The organism is Acinetobacter sp. Brlt_5 (assembly GCF_051949055.1).
Classification (GTDB): Bacteria; Pseudomonadota; Gammaproteobacteria; order Pseudomonadales; family Moraxellaceae; genus Acinetobacter; species Acinetobacter indicus.
Genome location: NZ_JAYJLP010000002.1, coordinates 107,891 through 127,794, shown reverse-complemented (window position 1 = coordinate 127,794; position 19,904 = coordinate 107,891). Strand labels below are relative to the sequence as shown.

Annotated in this window: 16 protein-coding genes; 6 read left to right on the top strand and 10 right to left on the bottom strand. The window is 44.9% G+C overall.

The genetic code is table 11. The features are described 5' to 3' along the window. Positions 1–2 precede the first annotated feature (2 nt). The 4 genes from mnmA to VF685_RS02530 all read left to right on the top strand — a co-directional run bounded on the left by mnmA (position 3) and on the right by VF685_RS02530 (position 4,110). Positions 3–1,136 carry a tRNA 2-thiouridine(34) synthase MnmA gene (gene mnmA / locus VF685_RS02545; RefSeq protein WP_075166642.1) on the top strand — a complete coding sequence of 378 codons (1,134 nt, stop codon included), beginning with the start codon at positions 3–5 and terminating at the stop codon, positions 1,134–1,136. Positions 1,137–1,150: 14 nt separating this feature from the next. After that, positions 1,151–1,882 carry a high frequency lysogenization protein HflD gene (hflD, locus tag VF685_RS02540; RefSeq protein WP_005176767.1) on the top strand — a complete coding sequence of 244 codons (732 nt, stop codon included), beginning with the start codon at positions 1,151–1,153 and terminating at the stop codon, positions 1,880–1,882. A gap of 50 nt (positions 1,883–1,932) precedes the next feature. Then, positions 1,933–3,321 carry an adenylosuccinate lyase gene (purB, locus tag VF685_RS02535; RefSeq protein ID WP_005176761.1) on the top strand — a complete coding sequence of 463 codons (1,389 nt, stop codon included), beginning with the start codon at positions 1,933–1,935 and terminating at the stop codon, positions 3,319–3,321. A gap of 150 nt (positions 3,322–3,471) precedes the next feature. Continuing rightward, the gene (locus VF685_RS02530) at positions 3,472–4,110 is read left to right on the top strand and encodes a DUF2238 domain-containing protein (protein ID WP_286384708.1); all 639 of its coding nucleotides are present in this window, start codon (positions 3,472–3,474) and stop codon (positions 4,108–4,110) included. Positions 4,111–4,142: 32 nt separating this feature from the next. On the opposite strand, the gene sohB is transcribed toward VF685_RS02530, so the two are convergent. The 7 genes from sohB to VF685_RS02495 form a co-directional block, all read right to left on the bottom strand. Then, complete coding sequence (gene sohB, locus VF685_RS02525; protein WP_286384709.1) at positions 4,143–5,105, bottom strand: protease SohB; 963 nt, start codon at positions 5,103–5,105, stop codon at positions 4,143–4,145. A gap of 397 nt (positions 5,106–5,502) precedes the next feature. Beyond that, positions 5,503–6,432, bottom strand: a complete 930-nt coding sequence (gene pstB, locus VF685_RS02520; protein WP_218944958.1) for a phosphate ABC transporter ATP-binding protein PstB — start codon at positions 6,430–6,432, stop codon at positions 5,503–5,505. 13 nt (positions 6,433–6,445) lie between these two features. Continuing rightward, complete coding sequence (pstA, locus tag VF685_RS02515) at positions 6,446–7,840, bottom strand: phosphate ABC transporter permease PstA (RefSeq protein ID WP_005176750.1); 1,395 nt, start codon at positions 7,838–7,840, stop codon at positions 6,446–6,448. Beyond that, a complete protein-coding gene (pstC, locus tag VF685_RS02510; protein WP_286384710.1) occupies positions 7,840–9,219 on the bottom strand; it encodes a phosphate ABC transporter permease subunit PstC in 1,380 nt (459 codons plus the stop codon). The genes pstA and pstC overlap by 1 nt, the downstream gene beginning before the upstream one ends. A gap of 101 nt (positions 9,220–9,320) precedes the next feature. Continuing rightward, positions 9,321–10,346 carry a substrate-binding domain-containing protein gene (locus VF685_RS02505; RefSeq protein WP_005176746.1) on the bottom strand — a complete coding sequence of 342 codons (1,026 nt, stop codon included), beginning with the start codon at positions 10,344–10,346 and terminating at the stop codon, positions 9,321–9,323. 599 nt (positions 10,347–10,945) lie between these two features. After that, positions 10,946–12,478 carry a pyridoxal phosphate-dependent decarboxylase family protein gene (locus VF685_RS02500; protein WP_104471299.1) on the bottom strand — a complete coding sequence of 511 codons (1,533 nt, stop codon included), beginning with the start codon at positions 12,476–12,478 and terminating at the stop codon, positions 10,946–10,948. 3 nt (positions 12,479–12,481) lie between these two features. Continuing rightward, a complete protein-coding gene (locus tag VF685_RS02495) occupies positions 12,482–13,855 on the bottom strand; it encodes a diaminobutyrate--2-oxoglutarate transaminase (RefSeq protein WP_005176742.1) in 1,374 nt (457 codons plus the stop codon). 468 nt (positions 13,856–14,323) lie between these two features. Here VF685_RS02495 and VF685_RS02490 point away from each other — a divergent pair, with 468 nt between their 5' ends. Continuing rightward, positions 14,324–15,028, top strand: a complete 705-nt coding sequence (locus VF685_RS02490) for an SIMPL domain-containing protein (RefSeq protein WP_127798547.1) — start codon at positions 14,324–14,326, stop codon at positions 15,026–15,028. 83 nt (positions 15,029–15,111) lie between these two features. Here VF685_RS02490 and proB read toward each other — a convergent pair whose 3' ends face one another. Together proB and cgtA are read right to left on the bottom strand one after the other, a co-directional pair. Next, on the bottom strand, positions 15,112–16,245 hold the full coding sequence (gene proB, locus VF685_RS02485; RefSeq protein WP_180192326.1) for a glutamate 5-kinase: 1,134 nt from the start codon (positions 16,243–16,245) through the stop codon (positions 15,112–15,114). Between the two features lie 29 nt (positions 16,246–16,274). After that, complete coding sequence (gene cgtA / locus VF685_RS02480; RefSeq protein ID WP_163145953.1) at positions 16,275–17,486, bottom strand: Obg family GTPase CgtA; 1,212 nt, start codon at positions 17,484–17,486, stop codon at positions 16,275–16,277. Between the two features lie 266 nt (positions 17,487–17,752). On the opposite strand from cgtA, the gene VF685_RS02475 reads away from it, so the two are divergent. After that, entirely contained in the window at positions 17,753–18,940 is a 1,188-nt protein-coding gene (locus VF685_RS02475) for an MFS transporter (protein ID WP_160241468.1), read from the top strand. 505 nt (positions 18,941–19,445) lie between these two features. Here VF685_RS02475 and VF685_RS02470 read toward each other — a convergent pair. Next, entirely contained in the window at positions 19,446–19,820 is a 375-nt protein-coding gene (locus tag VF685_RS02470) for a winged helix-turn-helix transcriptional regulator (RefSeq protein ID WP_016660049.1), read from the bottom strand. Between the last annotated feature and the right edge of the window lie 84 nt (positions 19,821–19,904).

The following is a 19,904-nucleotide window of genomic DNA, read 5'->3' as shown; positions in this document are numbered from 1 at the left end:
CTATGCAACAACGTGTCATCGTCGGTATGTCAGGTGGTGTAGATTCTTCTGTTTCTGCAGCACTCCTCCTTCAACAAGGTTATCAGGTTGAAGGATTGTTCATGAAAAACTGGGAAGAAGATGATGGCACGGAATACTGTACAGCCATGGAAGATCTGGCCGATGCCCAGGCCGTATGCGATAAAATTGGCATCAAACTGCACACCGCCAACTTTGCCATGGAATACTGGGATCGGGTTTTCGAGCACTTCTTGGCAGAATACGCCGCTGGCCGTACCCCTAACCCGGACATTCTGTGCAATAAAGAAATCAAATTCCGTGCGTTTTTAGATCATGCCATTAACCTGGGTGCTGACTTTATTGCCACAGGTCACTACTGCCGTCGTGGTGAAACCATGACCAACTCTAAAGGTGATCAATATGCACCTTTATTGCGTGGTGTCGACAACAACAAAGATCAGACTTACTTCCTGCATGCAGTACATGGACGTGAAATTAACAAGACCCTGTTCCCTGTCGGTGAAATTGAAAAGCCACAAGTACGTAAAATTGCAGAAGAATTGGGCTTGGCGACTGCAAAGAAAAAAGACTCCACTGGTATCTGTTTTATTGGTGAACGCCGCTTTAATGACTTCTTAAAACAATATTTACCCGCACAACCCGGAAAAATCGTGCTGGAAGATGGCAAAGAGGTTGGTGAACATCACGGCTTAATGTACTATACGCTCGGTCAACGCGGTGGTATTGGTATTGGCGGCATGAAAGGTGCAGCTGAAGGTGCCTGGTTTGTACTGCATAAAGATGTAGCCGGCAATCGTCTGGTGGTTGGTCAAGGTCATGATCATCCACTGATGCAAAGCACGATTCTGTGGAGCGAATCCATTGACTGGGTCGCAGGTGAACAGGATATTCCTGACACCGGTTTCCGCTGCACGGCAAAAACCCGCTATCGCCAACCTGACCAAGACTGCGTATTATTTAAAGATCCAGAAACACCAAATGGTGTACGTGTTGAATTTGATCAGCCACAACGTGCAGTAACACCAGGTCAAAGCGTGGTGTTCTACGCAGGTGAAGTGTGCTTAGGGGGTGGCGTGATCCATCATACCAATGCCCCTCACCCGGATTTTGTTTAAAGGATTGTTTCGGCATGACAGAGTTACCGTTTCAACAGCCTCGAACTCTGAATGTTCGCCAGAATCGTGCTTTGGCCCTCGCTGCTGTGTTTCAGGCCACACAGCTGACCCATATGACCGCACTGACTGGCCGACAAAGTATTGGCGATAGCGGTAACTTTTATCTGGAGCGCCTGATTCAGGCCAGCCTGAATATCCGTCCAAGTAATAATCAGAGTGGCCAAACCTTAGACTTTTTTAGTCAGCTGGCCGATATCTCCCTTGGTTTAAAAACCCTCGAAAATAGCATTACCCATCCGTTTACCACCTCACCCAAATCCAGATTACCGAAAATGTCCAATGCCAAGTTGCCGATGTCCTATGCCATGGCGCTGCTGCAACTGGAAAAGAAAGTCTATAGTAATCCGCAATTTGTTGAAATTATTGAGCAATCCCAGCAAAAAATCTTAAAACAGCTGTCCTTTTTTGATAATAACTATTTACATCCAAGTATTCTCGCCAATCTTGCCCAAACCTATGTTGATACTGCTGGACAGATTAATCCGCGGATTATGGTGCGTGGCAATGCCGAGGCCTTTAAAGATTCTGCCCATACCAACCGTATTCGTGCCTCGCTATTTACCGGCCTGCAAATGGCACATTTGTGGCGTCAACTCGGTGGCAGCTCATGGGCGATGATTTTTAGCAAACGCAAACTGCTTCAAGATATTCAGGATCTTGCCCGTTTACAGTATCAGGTGGTCTGATCTGTACGGACATTTGTTTTAGGTTTAGTTCCAAAGTTTAAGGAATCGTTATGAACGCTTTAACTGCACTTTCTCCATTAGATGGACGTTATGCGAGCAAATGTGATGCTCTTCGTCCTTTCCTTTCTGAGTTTGGTTTAATCCATGCTCGTGTGACTGTTGAAGTGCGTTGGTTACAAGCGCTTGCGAACCGTCCGGAAATTACTGAAGTCCCAGCTTTTTCTGCAGAAACCAATGCGGCCTTAGATGCGATTGTGGCAAATTTCTCTGAAGAAGATGCGAACCGCATTAAAGAGATTGAACGTACCACTAACCACGACGTTAAAGCGGTTGAATATTTCCTGAAAGAAAAAATCGCCAACATCGACGAGCTGAAAAATGCCGGTGAATTCATTCACTTTGCTTGTACTTCTGAAGACATCAACAACCTGTCACACGCGTTAATGCTGAAAAACGGCCGTGATGTACTGGTTGCATCTATGCAGCAAATCATTGACTCAATTGTGGCGCTGGCTGAAAAACATGCTGATCAACCCATGCTGTCTCGTACACACGGTCAAACAGCTAGCCCAACCACTTTGGGTAAAGAAATGGCCAACGTGGCGTACCGTTTAGCGCGTCAAATCAAGCAATTCAACAATGTTGAACTGCTGGGTAAAATCAACGGTGCAGTGGGTAACTACAACGCTCACCTGTCTGCCTATCCAGACATCAACTGGCCTGCACATTCACAAGCATTTGTTGAATCTTTAGGTTTAACTTTCAACCCGTACACCACGCAAATTGAACCGCATGACTATATGGCGGAACTGTTTGATGCGCTGCGTCGTTTCAACACCATCTTAATCGACTTTAACCGTGACGTTTGGGGTTATATCTCGCTGGGCTTCTTCAAACAAAAACTGAAAGAAGGCGAAGTCGGTTCTTCAACCATGCCGCACAAAGTCAACCCGATTGACTTCGAAAACTCTGAAGGTAACCTGGGTATTGCCAATGCTGTTCTTGCGCACCTGGGCGAAAAACTTCCAATTTCTCGCTGGCAGCGTGACTTAACCGACTCAACTGTACTTCGTAACATGGGTGTTGGTTTTGCACAGAGCTTGATCGCATTTGAAGCCTGCTTAAAAGGTATTGGTAAACTAGAACTGAATGCTGACCGTATTCTGGAAGACCTGGACAATGCACAAGAAGTATTGGCTGAACCGATTCAAACGGTTATGCGTCGTTACAACGTTGAAAAACCATACGAAAAATTAAAAGCGCTGACTCGTGGTCAAGCGATGACTCGCGACATGATGGTGAGCTTCGTCAACGGTAACGAACTCGAAGCTGTTCCGGCTGCGGATCGTGCACGTTTAGCTGAAATGACCCCTGCGTCTTACACCGGTAATGCCGCTGAACAGGCAAAACAAATTAAAGATTTGATTGCTAAAATCTAATGAAATGATTTGAGTTTTTCACAACATCTTCTTTCTTCCTCTGGAAGCAACATAAAGAGGGTGTAATTTTGAAAAACTCAGCATCAAAAAGCGAAGCTCCGGTTTCGCTTTTTTATTATGATAATTACAAATCCCAATCCTATAACCAGAATGATCGACTACCAATTACAAGCCAAACATTGGCTGATGCTGGTCCTGTTAGGCCTGACCATGCTGCTTGCCAGTATCAACCCGATGGAATTTTCAGCCTATGTGCTACATCAGGTTGGAACGGTTATCATGCTAATTGTGCTGCTATTGCTCTTCAAAAAAGTCGGTTTAAGCTTTTCGAGTTTTGTTTTCTATCTTATCTTTCTGTTGATTCATATTTTAGGCGCGCATTATCTCTATTCTTATGTGCCCTATAACGACTGGCTGCTGCAATACTTCGGCTTTGATTTAAACCAGTGGCTGGGCTGGGAACGCAATATGTATGATCGCTGTGTGCATTTTGCCTATGGCGTGCTGCTCTACCCGCTGTTTTTCCGCTTACATCGGCTCTGCTTTCCAAAAGCCAAAGACTTGGTGATTTTTCTGCTGGTCGTGCAATGGGTCATGAGCAGCAGTTTGATTTACGAATGGCTGGAATGGTTACTCGCGGTAACCCTCTCCCCGGAAGCGGCTGAAAATTATAATGGTCAGCAAGGTGATGTCTGGGATGCACATAAAGATATGCTCCTGGCTACGCTCGGCGCGATTCTGGCAGGAAGCTGGAACTTATACAAAGACAGAAAAAAAGCACTCGATTGAGTGCTTTTTCATGTTTCATGAGCAAAATTGGATTAGAGCTTAGGATCGCGCATTTGCACCAGGTTGGCACTGGCTTTGCTTAAAGTATCCATGACTTTATTCATGACCGCAGGTACCAGAGAATCTGCCACCTGTGCAGCTTGTAGGCCGAGTTTTTCACCCAAGGTTGGCTTGCGACGGGTTTCAATGACATAAACATCATGCTGTGGCAATAACCCTAACAGGTATTCATCTGAGGTTTGCATTTTATCGACCAGGTTCAGATCGGAAGCATCCTGACCATACCAGTGTTCACCTGTAGCGACTTTTTCAACATTGAGCTGCGGACGGTACTTTTCAACAAAGTGCTTGAACAGGCTGTGAGTTTGTTGCAACTCTTCTTCAAACTTGGCCTTGCCTTCTTCGGTATTTTCACCAAACATGGTCACGGTGCGTTTGTATTGACCAGCCGTATACAGTTCAAAATCTATATTATGCTGTTTTAGCAGACGGTTAAAGTTTGGCACCTGTGCCACCACGCCAATTGAACCGACAATGGCAAACGGTGCAGAGATAATTTCATTGGCGATACAAGCCATCATATAGCCACCGCTGGCTGCGACCTTATCAACACAGATGGTCAGATGAAAACCAGCATCACGCAGACGTACCAGTTGTGCAGCGGCTAAACCATAACCATGTACCATCCCGCCCGGACTTTCCAAACGTACCACCACGCGGTCACGTCCAGCTTTGGCTGTGGCCAGAATTAAGGTAATTTCTTCACGCAGATTTTCTACCGCAGAGGCGGCCATATCCCCTTTAAAATCGAGTACATAAATTTTCTGGTTATTCTTTTTACGCAGGCGTGCCTCTTTGGACAATTGCTGGCTAAATTGCAACAGCTCCAGTTTGGAGGCCGTAGTCTGCGCTATTTTTTTTCGTTGTTCGTTAATACGCGCATTTAAATGACGGATACGAATTTCGGCAGGTAGTTTTGGGGAATGAAATAACATATAAAAATCTGTTCTCAATTTTATTTTGGCTAAGCTTTAGATGAGGGCGGATATTGAGAATTCAATATTAGCGCATTTATTTGCTTAATTTAATCTACTTCAGTGTTAACCGTAGTGTCATTTTTGCAACAACTAAAAAATACAGCCCTGTTGAACAGGACGGGATTTTTAAAAGCTGGGAAAGCTCAACATTAAAACCACCAACTGGATAGCAGATGGAATTATCTGCTCCGGATTCAGCCCTTCAAACTGAAATCTATTTTGAGCTTTGTTTTAAGCGTGTTGATAGATGGATAATCCACCAGATCCGCTATGACCCTCCCCCTACCCCTCAACCAGAGCCATAAAAAAACCGCAAATATTGATTTGCGGTTTTTTGATATACAGCGGTTGGCAATTAACCAAAACGACCTGTAATGTACGCTTCCGTTAATTGATGGTCTGGTTGAGTAAAGACTTTTTCAGTCGAGTTCACTTCAATCAGATCACCCAGGTGGAAGTATGCGGTACGGTCTGATACACGCGCTGCCTGTTGCATCGAGTGCGTAACAATCGCAATAGTGTACTGGGTAGACAGTTCAGAAATCAGTTCTTCAACTTTTGCAGTTGCAATCGGGTCCAGTGCTGAACATGGTTCATCCATCAGAATGACTTCTGGTGAAACCGCAATGGTACGCGCAATACAAAGACGTTGTTGCTGACCACCAGAAAGACCTGTGCCTGGTTGATTCAAACGATCTTTCACTTCATCCCACAAACCTGCTTTACGCAAGCTGTTTTCTACAATTTCTTCTAAATCGTACTTATCACGTGCTAAACCATGCAGTTTAGGGCCATAGGCTACGTTTTCAAAAATTGATTTTGGGAATGGGTTTGGTTTCTGGAACACCATGCCCACTTGTGCACGCAATAACACCACGTCTAAGTTCGGATCGTAAATATCTTGGTTATCCAACATTACTTTACCCGTCACACGACAGCTATCAATCGTGTCGTTCATACGGTTTAAAGTACGCAAGAAAGTCGATTTACCACAACCCGATGGACCAATAAATGCAATCACTTCATTTTCATAAATGTTCAGGTCAATGCCTTTAATTGCTTCAGATTCACCATAGTACACATGAACATCGGAGGTGCTGAGTTTGACATTGTTCGATTTGGCTTCTTTTTTGCTCGCCGCCTGGGTATCAAACTGAGACACAAACGAAGTTGCAGGCTGTTTGTGTTCTTCGCCTTCGGTTGACGTAAATTGTGTTTGCTCTGGATTCACTGCTTTATCCTGTTCTAAGGAATTCGGTTTGTCTGTGCTTAATACAGTAGTCATATTTTGCCCTCAATTACCAACGTACTTCAAATTTCTTACGTAACCAGATCGCCAGACTGTTCAGGCCGATCATGAGTGCAAGAAGTACGATAATGGCGGCAGCGGTACGTCCTTCAAAGAAGTTACGCAATTCATTGCCCTGCCATAGGAAAATTTGTACCGGTAATGCGGTAGATTGATCAAATGGAGATGCCGGTACGCTCGCAACGAAGGCACTCATACCAATTAATAGAAGTGGTGCGGTTTCACCCAATGCTTGTGCAACACCAATAATCGCACCGGTTAAAATCCCTGGTAATGCCAGTGGCAATACATGATGGAATACGGTTTGTAGACGTGATGCACCCAAGCCCAATGCAGCCTGACGAATAGATGGCGGTACTGCTTTCAGTGAAGCACGTGTGGTAATAATTACGGTCGGTAAAGTCATTAAACTTAGAACCAGACCACCCACCAATGGCGCAGATAACGGTAAATGCATCCAGCCAATGAAGATGGCAGCACCCAACAGACCAAATACAATCGATGGAACTGCGGCCAGGTTGTTAATGTTCACTTCAATAATATCAGTAATGACATTTTTTGGTGCAAATTCTTCCAGATAAATTGCAGATGCCACACCAATTGGAATCGAGATAAAGATCACGATCAGCATCATGAACAATGAACCCATGAAGGCACCAGCCAAACCAGAAGTTGCAGGCGAACTACGCGAGTCCGGGCTGACAAAGATGTTGGTATTGAAAGTATTTTCTATAATACCTTGGGCTTTCAGATCATCTGCCAGCTGACGGATTTCCGGGCTTAGCTGCTGCTGTTCTGCCGGCAGGTCACGGTCAATATTGCCCGCAAGCCATACATCTACATTGGCATCGGCCAGAATTTTCACTTCTTTGGTTTGACCAATCAGCGATGGATCTGCCAGCACCATATCACGTAAGCGATAGGCTTCAGAACTGGTGTACATGTAGCCTAAATCATCACGCTTGGCTTCAAGCGCCGCATCTTTAGCGACGATACCGTTAACGATAAGTGCATCCCAATCGACCATCCCCATTTCAGTCTGCCAGGCAATCATACGGTCATTAAATTGTGCCGGAGATTCACCTGCCTGCTGTTTTGGCTGGGCGCCCACATTAATAATGCTTGGGTCAAAGTAGACTGGCACTGCCATACTGCTTTGCCAGAATGCCGGTAAACCTTTGGCCAGAATACTGCCGAACAGTAACACGACAAAGAATAAACCTGCCAGTACCGAGGCCAGACCAAACATGCGGAAAGTGCTTTCTTTACGATGGCGTTTTGCTAACGAGCTTTCAATTTTCTGTTTACGTTGTGCGCGTAATTCAGCGGCCGCCCGTGGATCAAGCGGTTGTTGATCCATTGAAGTAGTATTTGAAGTACTCATTAGTCGTATTGCTCACGATATTTACGCACGATGTAAAGTGCCACAATGTTCAAACACAGGGTAATAACAAACAGGGTTAAACCTAATGCGAACGCCACCAATGCCTGCGGACTTGCGAAGTCGGTATCACCGGTTAACTGGTTAACAATCGTCATGGTCACGGTTGCAACCGCTTCTAGCGGGTTGGCATGTAACAACGGACTGTTACCTGCGGCCAGAACCACAATCATGGTTTCACCAATTGCACGAGATGCAGCCAGCAAGAAGGCACCGATAATCCCTGGCAAGGCAGCCGGCATCACCACTTTACGAATGGTTTCCGACTTAGTCGCACCCAGACCCAACGAACCATCACGTAGAGCACGTGGTACCTGGGTAATGATGTCATCAGATAAAGACGATACAAATGGAATGATCATAATGCCCATTACCAGACCGGCAGTTAAAGCACTGGTAGCATTGATATCAATACCCAGCAGTGCACCGGCACTTTTCAGGAATGGACCAATAATCATTAAGGCAAATACACCATATACAATGGTCGGAATACCGGCCAACACTTCAATGGTCGGTTTTGCCCATGAACGGAATTTCGAAGATGCATACTCTGCCAGGTAAATGGCAATCATCAGACCAATAGGTACTGCAACCAGTAATGCAATCGCACTGACCAGCAAGGTTCCCCATAACAGCGGTAAAAGGCCATATTCACCATCGGCACTACCGGTGGTACTAAAACCTGGGTTCCACTGGGTACCAAAGAAGAAGTCCATTGGGCTGACGAAGCTAAAGAAGCGCATGGCTTCCCCGAACATCGACATCACAATACCAACGGTGGTCAGAATGGCCACACCAGAACAGAGGGCTAAAGAAATGTTAATGATCTTTTCAACCTGGTTACGGGCACGGTACTGTTGAGAGACACATTTTTTCGCCCATAGCAAACCAATTAACGCTGCACAAATCACAACGGCCAGTTTGATATAAGAACCAATGGTTTCAAATTTTGCTAATTGTTCAGCAGCTGCCAGTTCATAGGCGGCTGGTGTATCGGTTACACCAAAGCCAGAAGCCAGTGCTTGCACACGGTCTACCAGAACGCTGGTGCTGGCTGCATTCAGGTTGGCAGCAACATCTGCCGGTACATGACTCAGTACTACCTGTTCCAAAATGGTTGGTTCAACCAGATTCCAAACAATCAAAATTAAAAAAGCAGGGATCGCACACCACAACGCCACCAACGCACCATAATAACCAGGGCGTGAGTGCAACATTGCAGAATTATTTCCCTTACCTGCTAGGTTACGGCTTTTGCTTAACCCGATTTGATAGGCTATGGCAATAATTGCCAGTAACACACCTATGAGTAGCAGATTCATGTATTCTCCACCGTTTTTTCAATTTTCATTATTTGAAAAAACATTTCTCTTCGCAAAAAGCTGATGGCAGGAAACCCTGCCATCAGCTGTTTTAACCACAATTATTTAACAGCTTTACCTGCTTTGAAGTTCGCCAGGATTTGCGCACGTTCTTTGTCAGATAAAGAGATCAGACCTGCTTTGTCTAACTTAGAACCTTTACCAGATACTTTCTTGCTTAAGAAGAATTCTGTGTACTGTTGTAAGCCTTTGATTGATTTCAGGTGCTCACCTTTCACGTAGAAGAACAATGGACGTGAAACAGGGTAAGAACCGTTCAGGATTGTTTGCTCAGATGGCGCAACGTTGTTTACAGTTGCAACACGTAGCTTGTCACGGTTTTGGTCATAGAAACCTAGACCGAATACACCCACTGCACTTGGAGAAGTTCTTAAACGTGCCAGTGTTTCAGTGTAGTCACCAGCGATTTCAATCACACGGCCATCTTTACGGAAAGTTGTACATGCTTTTTTCTTCGCATCTTTGTCTAATGCTTTGATTGCTGCATAAGCTTCACAACCTGCATCAACCATTTTCTCCTGGAACACTTCACGTGTACCGTGGTTAGATGCTGGAATTACCAGAGTAATTGGTTCATTTGGAAGTGATTTGTCAATCTGGTTCCAACGTGTATATGGGTTAGCAACCATTTTACCTTTCGATGGAAGCTCAGCAGCCAAAGCAGCAAATACATGGTAAGGTTTTAATTTATAAGCAGCTTTGTTTGAGTTTGACGCGAATACGATACCGTCATAACCAATTTTAACTTCTAAGATCTGGTTCACGCCTGCTTTTTTACATGCAGCGATTTCTGAATCTTTAATTTGACGAGATGAGTTTGCGATATCAATTGTGTTATCGCCCACACCGTTACAGAACTGTTTCAAACCACCTGAAGAACCGCCAGAACCAACAACAGGCGCTTTGAATTGTGGGAATGTGTTACCGAACTCTTCTGCTACAATACTTGCGTATGGCAATACTGTAGAAGAACCAGCGATTTGGATGGTGTCACGAGCTGCGTTCGCAGTTGTTGCTACAGCTGCCCCAGATAGTGCTAATGCAAGTGCGATATTGGTAAAGCGCATTCTGTTCTCTCTCAATTTATGCAAATTCGGAGTACGCCACTTTTTATTAAGTTTTGTACTTATTTCGTTATGTGCATTGTGAGTTTAAAATATGACAATAAAGTTACACCTTTATGACACTTTAATGATGTTTTATTTTGCAGCTTGTTTTTATAGTTTCTAGAAGCCTGCTTTATACCAAAATATTAACTTAAGACAATGATTTTAATAACATTTAACCACCTTATTAAAATTTCGAAAGATGTCTAAAAAAATATGAAAGCGCTGTAAAAATATGACAAAATGCCAATCCAGCACCGGTTCACTTTCTTACAATTGTCATAATTCTCTCTGGTTGATGACAATCACCCGATATTCTATAAAAAGCGAAATTGATTGTTTTTCTTAAACTTAATATATTCATCTGTTGCCTGAAACACACGCTCTCAGCCAATTGATCACTTCACTGTACTCAGCCACTTTATTCACTTCTATCCCCTTCTTTTGGCCCGTTTGGCTTGTTAACAGATGCCTGAGCACTCATCTTCACTTTTTCAATTCAATGACCCGAGATAAAAAAAAGAGGCCCTATTAGGCCTCTCTTTCTTTGCAGCATGTGATTAAGCAATTGGTGGTGTGTAAGTACCATCTGCAATTGAAGCTTTAATACGCTCTGCTTCCGCCAGCACAAGTGCCAGCAGGTTTTTCACGTTGTCTAGTGTTGCAACCGGGCTTAACGTGGTCATTTTCAATGATTGCACCTGACCCACTTTGGTTACACCAATATTGGCTTCACCACGCGCAAACAGCTCATCTGCGACGTTCTGGTTTAAGGCATCGACAAATTCAGCCGGATAGCCTTCAGGCACCACACGGAACAATACCGATGCAAATTGCGGCTCTACCAGCAGCTCAAGACCATCTGTTGCTTTAATATAAGCAGCAACATCACGGGTTAAATCCACACCATGATCGATCATTGAACCATAAAGCTCTTCGCCCAGGGCTTCAACTGTCATCCACAATTTCAAGGCATCAAAACGACGCGTGGTTTGCAGTGACTTCGATACCAGGTTTGGTACGCCGTGCTCTTCATCATAAGCAGAGTTCAAGTACTCAGCTTCATAATGCATGAAACGGTAGTTGGCTTCGTCTTTTAACAAGAACGCACCACATGAAATGGTCTGGAAATAATGCTTGTGGAAATCAAGCGTCACAGAATCCGACAATTCGATGCCATCGAGCATAGAACGATAGTCATTCGACAAAATCAGTGCACCACCCCACGCCGCGTCAATGTGCATCCACGCGCCATATTTGTTGGTGATTTCACGAATTTCTTTTAATGGATCAATCGCGCCCGCATCGGTTGTACCTGCAGTTGCCACCACACATGCCACAATTTTGCCTTCAGACTGAAGGTGTGCCATGGTTTTCTCAAGTGCAACCACATCCATCTGTGCATTGTCATTCACAGGAACGGTCACCACAGACTGGAAGCCCATGCCCATCATCGCCATGTTCTTTTGCACAGAGAAGTGTGCATTCTCAGAACAGATGACTTTGACATTACGCATTGCCTCTGCCGGTACACCATCACGCTGTACTGACCACGGCTTGCCGTTTTCGTCTTTCCAGTTTTTCGCGATGCAGGCATCACGCGCCAGCAGTACGCCCATCAGGTTAGACTGCGTACCACCTGAAGTGAATACACCGGCCTGACCTGAACCGTAACCGACTTTTTGGCGTAACCAGTCGATTAACTGCACTTCCATTAATGAACCGGCCGGGCTTTGATCCCATGAGTCCATGGACTGGTTAGTGGCGTTAATTAACACTTCTGCGATCTGGCTGGCCACCATGGTTGGACAGTGCAAATGCGCCAGTGAATGCGGATGGTGAACTTTCAAGCTCTTGTTCAGGAACAGCTCGACCATGCGCTCTAAAGATTTCTGTACACCCAGACCTTCTTTCGATGGATTGAATGAAATGGCACTGCGTAGCTCTTTAATGCTACCACCGGTGTACATTTTATCGTTTTGCAACCATGCTGCGACAGCTTTTGTCGCTTGGTCCATTGCTGACTCATAGTCAGCAATAGATTGAGCATCATTGCAGAGTAAGGCTTTACGATGTTCTGCAAAATCTACCATGTATTATGCGCCTCGTACTGCTTTCAGTGCTTCAGCCACAGCTTTCTTGAAGCGGGCAATCACTTCTACACACTCTTCCTGATTAATGATCAGCGGGCAAAGTAAACGGATTACCGTACCGCCACGACCACCTTTTTCTAACAACAGTTTGTTGTCAAAACATGCAGCCTGAATTGCAGCAGCCAGTTGTGAATCTGCAGGATAAGCACCTAAACGGTCTTTTTCCTGACGCTCATCTACAATTTCAACACCAATCATTAAACCGCGGCCACGTACGTTACCGATACATGGGAATTCAACTGCCAGTTTTTTCAGTTCAGCTTGCAGGAAGTCGCCACGCTCTTGCGCATTTTGCGCCAGGTTTTGTTCTTTAATGGTGTTGATTGTCGCCAGACCAGTACCCATTGCCAGCTGGTTACCACGGAAAGTACCGGTATGGCCTGCTGGTTGCCAAGCATCAAACTTACGTTTAATCCCTAACACCGCCAGTGGCAAACTACCACCAACTGCTTTCGACATAACCACTACGTCTGGCTCAATACCAGCATGTTCATAAGCAAACATTTTGCCTGAACGCGCAAAGCCTGCTTGAACTTCGTCAAGAATCAACACGATGTTGTGTTTTTCAGTCACTTCACGGATTTTTTTCAGCCATTTGGTAGGCGCAGTAACCACACCGCCTTCACCCTGAATTGCTTCAAGAATTACAGCAGCCGGTTTAGTAACACCGCTTTCCACATCTTCAATGAAGTTTTCGAAATAGTAAGTCAGTGCATCCACACCTGCTTCACCGCCAAGACCCAACGGGCAACGGTATTCGTGTGGATACGGCATAAATTGTACGCCCGGCATTAAACCGTTTACGGCATTCTTGGCAGACAGGTTACCTGTCATTGCCAGCGAACCGTGAGTCATACCGTGGTAGCCACCTGAGAAGCTGATTACAGAGCTACGGCCGGTAAATGTTTTTGCAAGCTTGATTGCTGCTTCTGTTGCATCTGCACCAGATGGACCACAGAACTGCAAGCAATACTCTTCTTTGCCACCTGGCAGGTAAGCAAGAAGCGCTTCAGTAAATGCATCTTTTAAAGGTGTAGTTAAATCTAAAGTATGTAAAGGAAGACCACTCGCGATGGTGTCTTGAATACTTTGAATCACCGCAGGATGATTATGGCCCAAAGCCAATGTACCTGCCCCAGCTAAACAATCTAGGTACGTCGTACCCTCAACATCGGTAACCCAGCAACCTTGTGCCTTCGCTATCGCTAACGGTAATTTACGAGGATAACTACGCACATTCGATTCCATCTGACTTTGGCGAGTCAAGTAGTATTCGTTTGTGGAATTGGTGGCAGGGTTTACAGAAGTAACGCTCATATCGAATTACCATCTCTGATATGGGTTGAAGAAATAAGTCGGGTGACTTGTGGTCCTTTGACTCGGTGCTTTATAAAAATCTAGTTAGATGATCTAGATAATATTCAATAACTAGGAGCGCGATGATACCTAATTTTTCAGGAAAATAAACCGCTTTTGGCATTTTATCGAGCTAATTTTATCGAAAAGTTCTATCGGTCTAAACATTAGATTGAATTATCATCTTACAATGTGACAGCAGAAAGAAAACCGCATTCTTGATATTTTTTTTAACCCTATGTAAGTTGCCTGCAGAATTAAACCCACTATTAAATATAACACACTGTTTTAAAATAAATAATTAAGCTATTTCCAGTCAGCAGATTTTATTATTTTTTTACAATCCCACCACAAACTCTGCAAAAATTAGCCATATTGCTTGGCTAATATGCTTTGATAGATAAATACCTATAAATACAGGACAAAATCATGCGTTTTATTACTCTCTCCAGTTGCTTATTGGCCGCCGCAGTTTCAGGTAGTGCCTTGGCGCAGACCACCGAAAAACTGAACTATAACCTGATCAATGTTCAGGCAGAAGCCAGCCGTCAGGTATCCAATGACCAGATGAATGCAGTGCTGTATATCGAGCGTAGTCATAAACAGCCTTCTGAACTGGCCAATCAGATCACTCAAATTATGAATCAGGCGATGGCCACAGCGCGAAAATATTCGACGGTTAAAGTAGAAAGTGGTTCACAGTCGACTTATCCGGTTTATGACAATGACAGTCAGAAACTGAAAGAATGGCGCGGTCGTGCCGAAATTCATCTGGAAAGTACCGACTTTAAAGCCACCAGCCAGCTCATTGGCGAGCTGCAGCAGAGCCTGCAAACTCAATCAGTACATTTTAGTGTGTCAGATAGCCAGCGTAAGAAAGTCGAAAATGAGCTACTAGTTGAAGCTTCGAAAAACTTCCAGCAACGCGCACAGTTATTGACCCAGGCCTGGAATAAATCAGGCTATCAACTGGTCAATCTGAACATGAATACCAATAACTATACCCCGCGCCCGATTGCAATGCGCGCCAATACCGCCAAGTTTGCAGTGGCTGAAGCAGCACCTGCACCGGATATGGCTGCCGGTGAATCGAAGATGACGGTGAATGCCAACGGGACGATTCAGTTTAAGTAAATTGCTCGTTACCTCTATTTCCAAAATAAAAAATCCCGCTCGGAAGCGGGATTTTTGTATTTCTTAAGTTGAATCTGTATGGCTTAGTAAATCGCCATATGATTGCGATGAATCATTTCCAGCGAACGCGCTTCACCCAATACCTGATGCACTTTGTCCGAGGCCAGACCTTTAATAATGTCTGCTGAACGCGAGCTAAAGTTCACCCGCCCGACAGCCACCCGATGGCCTTGACGATCGACACATTCCACCACATCACCACGCTCGAAATGCCCTTCCACGGCGCGTACACCCACCGGTAACAGGCTACGATGATTTTCCTTGATGGCTTTTACCGCACCTTCATCCAATACCAGACGGCCTGCGGTTTGCAGATGCGCCGCTAGCCATTGCTGATGTGCGGTGATACGATCATTGTCGGTAATAAACAGCGTACCGAGCATTTCGCCATCCATCAGACGGGCCAGTACATTATCACTTTCACCGCTGGCAATTAAGGTTGGACAACCCGATTTGGCTGCTAAACGCGCTGCACGGACTTTGGTCAGCATACCGCCACGGCCAAACTTGCCACCATCACCGGCCATATCGAACAGGCTTTCATCTAAAGCACGTACGGTATGGAACAGTTTGGCATCCGGATTAGAGCGCGGATCAGAATCAAACATGCCTTGCTGATCGGTCAGGATAATCAACAGATCCGCATGTACCTGTCCGGCCACCATAGCTGCCAGGGTATCGTTATCACCAAAACGGATTTCGTCAGTGGAAACCGTGTCATTTTCATTAATCACCGGAATCACGCGCCAGTCAATCAGGTGCTGCAAGGCATCACATGAATTGAGATAACGGCGACGATCTGCCAGGTCATCATGAGTTAATAACACTTGTGCAGTTTTAATGTCGTGTTTTTCCAGCACGCTGGACCAGGTTTGTACCAGCCCCATTTGACCAATGGCCGCACAAGCCTGAAGACTGGGTAGATCAGTGGGTCGATTCTCTAGTTTCATTCGAACCATGCCTTCAGCCACAGCACCGGAGGACACCAGAATAATCTCGTGTCCTGCATTATGCAGATCTGCAATCTGATTCGCCCAATGCGAAATTGCATCCAGATCTAAGCCTTTCCCGTTTGCTGTGAGTAAAGATGATCCGATTTTAACAACGATTCGTTTACAACCCTGGAGCTGACGTTGCCCATCTACCACTTCTATCATCTTGTCCTCAGTTACTCTTCATCAAGAGCTTAACGTACGTAATATACTTCCATTTCGCCATCATCTTCATCGTCATCATCGAAGTCATCGCCCTGACCCGCCAGACGTTGCTGACGACGCATTTCACGATAAGCTTCTTTAGCGGCGATGGTTTGCTCGCGTGTTTCAGCTTCAAGCTGGTCACGGAAGGCTTTCATTTCTGCTGCATAGTCTGGATCTTCAACTTCGCGTTCGCGTTGCTGTTCAATCTGATCCATCAGGTAGTACACCACTTCTTTGGTACCTTCAGACATTAGGCCCGAGGTCTGGAATACCGGACCATCCCATTGCAGTTCTTCCAGAATATGTTTACACCATTCTTCGCGTGAATCTTCCGGTATTTGGTCGAGCTTGTTCAGCACCAAGACTACTGGCAATTTGGCCAGCGTTGGCGAGAATTTTTCCAGCTCGTTCAAAATGGCACGGGCATTGTGTGCCGGATCTGAACCATCAATTGGCTGTACATCGACAATGTGAAGCAGAATACGGGTACGCGCCAGGTGTTTCAGGAAGCGAATCCCTAAACCAGCCCCTTCTGCCGCACCTTCAATCAGACCTGGAATATCGGCCATCACAAAAGAACGATGACGATCGGCATCGACCACACCCAGGTTTGGCACCATGGTGGTAAACGGATAGTCTGCAACTTTTGGTTTTGCTGCCGATACTGCACGAATAAAGGTTGATTTACCCGCGTTTGGCATACCCAGTAAGCCAACATCTGCCAGCACTTTCAGCTCTAAACGGATTTCGCGGAATTCACCTTTCACACCTGTGGTAAATTTACGCGGGGTACGGTTAGTCGATGATTTGAAGTGAGTATTCCCCAAACCACCATCACCGCCCTGGGCAACCAGTACTTTCTGACCGTCTTCGACCAAGTCAGCAATAATGTCACCAGAATCTGTATCTACAATCGTGGTGCCTACCGGTACTTTCAGCACCACAGATTCACCACCACGGCCAGCACAGTTTGCGCCTGCACCATTTTTACCGCGCTCAGCACGGAATTTACGGGTATAACGATAATCTACGAGTGTACTGGTGTCATCATCGGCCTGAATATAAATGCTACCGCCACGACCACCATCACCACCATCTGGACCACCAAATGGTACGAATTTTTCACGGCGAAAACTGGCTACGCCATTGCCACCGTCGCCAGCCTCTACGGTAATGACTGCTTCATCAACAAAGCGCATCTTGCCAATCCTCTAAAAACTTTAAAACCGCCTATTCTGCCATATTTTAAAGGATTTCTCGAATAATTTATGCAGCAAATCTATTGTGCTCACAATTCTTTTTACAATTTGTGTGTCGCCATCTAAAAAGCGCAATCTAGCTAAAACCGGACAGCGCTTATTTTTTTCCAAGCATGATATTCAGCAATCAAATGATTGTTTTTTCTTATTTCTATTTTCAGTCCACAACACCTATAGTGTGCTACTCGCTGACTTGAGAAATTGTTATGTCCTCCCCAACCGCCACGCCAGTGCTGTCCCCTCAATTTGTATTACTGATGGCGCTGGCCTGTGGCCTCTGTGCCGGTTCTGCCTATTTTAACCAGCCACTCATTTATTCAATTGAAAAAAGTCTGGGCATTAGCACCAGTCAAGCCGGCTTTGCTGTAGTAGTCGCGCAAATTGGTTATGGTTTAGGACTTATGCTATTGGTGCCACTGGGTGATTTACTCAATAAACGCAAGCTAATTGTTAGTCTGATGGTCTTCGCGGCAATTTCACAAATCCTGCTGTCTTTGAGCAGCAGCCTGTCTGGACTGTATTTCTTTACCTTATGTGCCACTTTTGGTGCGATTTCTGCGCAGGTGTTAATTCCGTTTGCCTCGACCATTAGTCCGCCGGAATCGAGTGCTGCCATTGTGGGTAAACTGATGAGTGGTCTGGTAATGGGGATTATTCTGTCGCGCACCTTTGCCGGTTTTGTATCGACTTACTGGTCATGGGAAGGTGTGTATTTATCTAGCGGAATACTGACCTTGGGCTTTGCCCTGCTGATGTGGCACAAACTGCCGAATACCGAGCCACAATCCGGTTTAACGGTGATGGGAATTTACCGTTCCTTATTTAAACTGGCGCAGCATCATCCGCATTTAATTCGCCGTGCCTGTGCCGGTGCCTTGGGCTTTGGCATTTTGTCGATGGTCTTTACCTCAATGACCTTTGTCTTGGGCAGCGCGCCTTATCATTTTAGTGATTTTGAAATTGGCCTGTTTGGCTTACTTGGCGTGATCGGGATTTATTCGGCCAGCTGGTCGGGGAAAACCGTGGGACAAGGCAAGGAAAATCTGGTTGCAACGCTCTGTATTTCCCTGATGCTGTTGTCCTGTATTCCGCTGTTTTTTGCCCAGCAGAATATTGTGGTCTACGCGATTGGGGTACTGATGAGCTATTTTGGCCTGACCGCATTTCATGTATTAAACCAGAACCTGGTCTATCGGATTGATATTAAAGCGCGTTCAAGAATTAATGCGGTATATATGACCATTTACTTTTCAGGGGCAGCCATTGGTTCACTCGGTGCGGTGTATGCCTGGGAACATTTTGAATGGATTGGCTGTGTGGCACTTGGACTAGTCTTTGCGCTTGGTATTTTAGTGATTGACCGTTTTGATTTTAAAAAGATGAAACAGGCTTAAAATATTTTGATTCATCACTGCTCATGACTCATTCATAAGATAAATCCTGCAAGTTCCTTCTCCCTTTGGGAGAAGGCTAGGATGAGGGAATTTGATGCAAAATGAGAAGTTTAAAATGGCTTATAAAAATATTATTTCTTTTTATTATTGTTGATCAATTGCATAGCGCATTAACTCCTGCCGTAGCTCGATAAAAATATGATCTATTTCTTTTCCAAGCCTAGATACTCGATAATCAATAAACTCGATATTTTTCGACGTTAACCTCCGCGAATAGCTTGAATATAATCCTATTCTTTTATGATTAAATTATTTAATCCTATCCTTTAAGCTTTGATCTCCAGTCGTGTCTTCCAGAAATTGAAAATGAGCCCAACATGTTTGTGCTTAAGTTATGGAATTCGGCTATGAAATAAAAGTCAAAATAATGGCATAGACCACTAAAAGTGACGCGGCCAGATGTTCAGAGGGTTTCATTATTGCTTCCCCACCCGCAACTTAATGTCTATTTTGAAACGCGCGCTTTATTCTCTAAAATCTCAGGCAAACTACGCTCTACCCATCCAATCAAGTAATTTAACTTTTCAGACGCTTGCGAACCCAAAATCGTCAGCTGATATTCTACTTTTGGTGGCACAACGGGATAAACCGTTCTTAATATAAAACCATCTTGTTCCAGCATTTTTAAAGTCTGCGCTAACATTTTCTCGCTCACCCCTTCAATACGCTGCTTTAACTCGCTAAAACGATGTACACCATCACTTAAACAGCGCAGAACCAATACCGACCATTTATTGGTTAAGTGTTCCAAAATTTCACGCGATGGACAATCTGTGGATAAAACCTGACCAAGTAATTTACTGGTTTCATAAGCTGACATAAAAATCTTTCCTGTGGGCAATAAGCTTACTTTTTGGTATGTACTTACATTTAGTAAGTTAACAGATTAGTATTTAACCATCAA

Bases quoted from the DNA above. Each gene is read 5' to 3' on its own strand.
- pstC (WP_286384710.1), bottom strand. From the start codon at position 9,219: ATGAATCTGCTACTCATAGGTGTGTTACTGGCAATTATTGCCATAGCC.
- sohB (WP_286384709.1), bottom strand. From the start codon at position 5,105: ATGTTATTTCATTCCCCAAAACTACCTGCCGAAATTCGTATCCGTCAT.
- VF685_RS02490 (WP_127798547.1), top strand. From the start codon at position 14,324: ATGCGTTTTATTACTCTCTCCAGTTGCTTATTGGCCGCCGCAGTTTCA.
- mnmA (WP_075166642.1), top strand. From the start codon at position 3: ATGCAACAACGTGTCATCGTCGGTATGTCAGGTGGTGTAGATTCTTCT.
- VF685_RS02505 (WP_005176746.1), bottom strand. From the start codon at position 10,346: ATGCGCTTTACCAATATCGCACTTGCATTAGCACTATCTGGGGCAGCT.
- VF685_RS02500 (WP_104471299.1), bottom strand. From the start codon at position 12,478: ATGGTAGATTTTGCAGAACATCGTAAAGCCTTACTCTGCAATGATGCT.
- VF685_RS02470 (WP_016660049.1), bottom strand. From the start codon at position 19,820: ATGTCAGCTTATGAAACCAGTAAATTACTTGGTCAGGTTTTATCCACA.
- purB (WP_005176761.1), top strand. From the start codon at position 1,933: ATGAACGCTTTAACTGCACTTTCTCCATTAGATGGACGTTATGCGAGC.
- proB (WP_180192326.1), bottom strand. From the start codon at position 16,245: ATGATAGAAGTGGTAGATGGGCAACGTCAGCTCCAGGGTTGTAAACGA.
- VF685_RS02495 (WP_005176742.1), bottom strand. From the start codon at position 13,855: ATGAGCGTTACTTCTGTAAACCCTGCCACCAATTCCACAAACGAATAC.
- hflD (WP_005176767.1), top strand. From the start codon at position 1,151: ATGACAGAGTTACCGTTTCAACAGCCTCGAACTCTGAATGTTCGCCAG.
- cgtA (WP_163145953.1), bottom strand. From the start codon at position 17,486: ATGCGCTTTGTTGATGAAGCAGTCATTACCGTAGAGGCTGGCGACGGT.
- pstB (WP_218944958.1), bottom strand. From the start codon at position 6,432: ATGACTACTGTATTAAGCACAGACAAACCGAATTCCTTAGAACAGGAT.
- VF685_RS02530 (WP_286384708.1), top strand. From the start codon at position 3,472: ATGATCGACTACCAATTACAAGCCAAACATTGGCTGATGCTGGTCCTG.
- pstA (WP_005176750.1), bottom strand. From the start codon at position 7,840: ATGAGTACTTCAAATACTACTTCAATGGATCAACAACCGCTTGATCCA.
- VF685_RS02475 (WP_160241468.1), top strand. From the start codon at position 17,753: ATGTCCTCCCCAACCGCCACGCCAGTGCTGTCCCCTCAATTTGTATTA.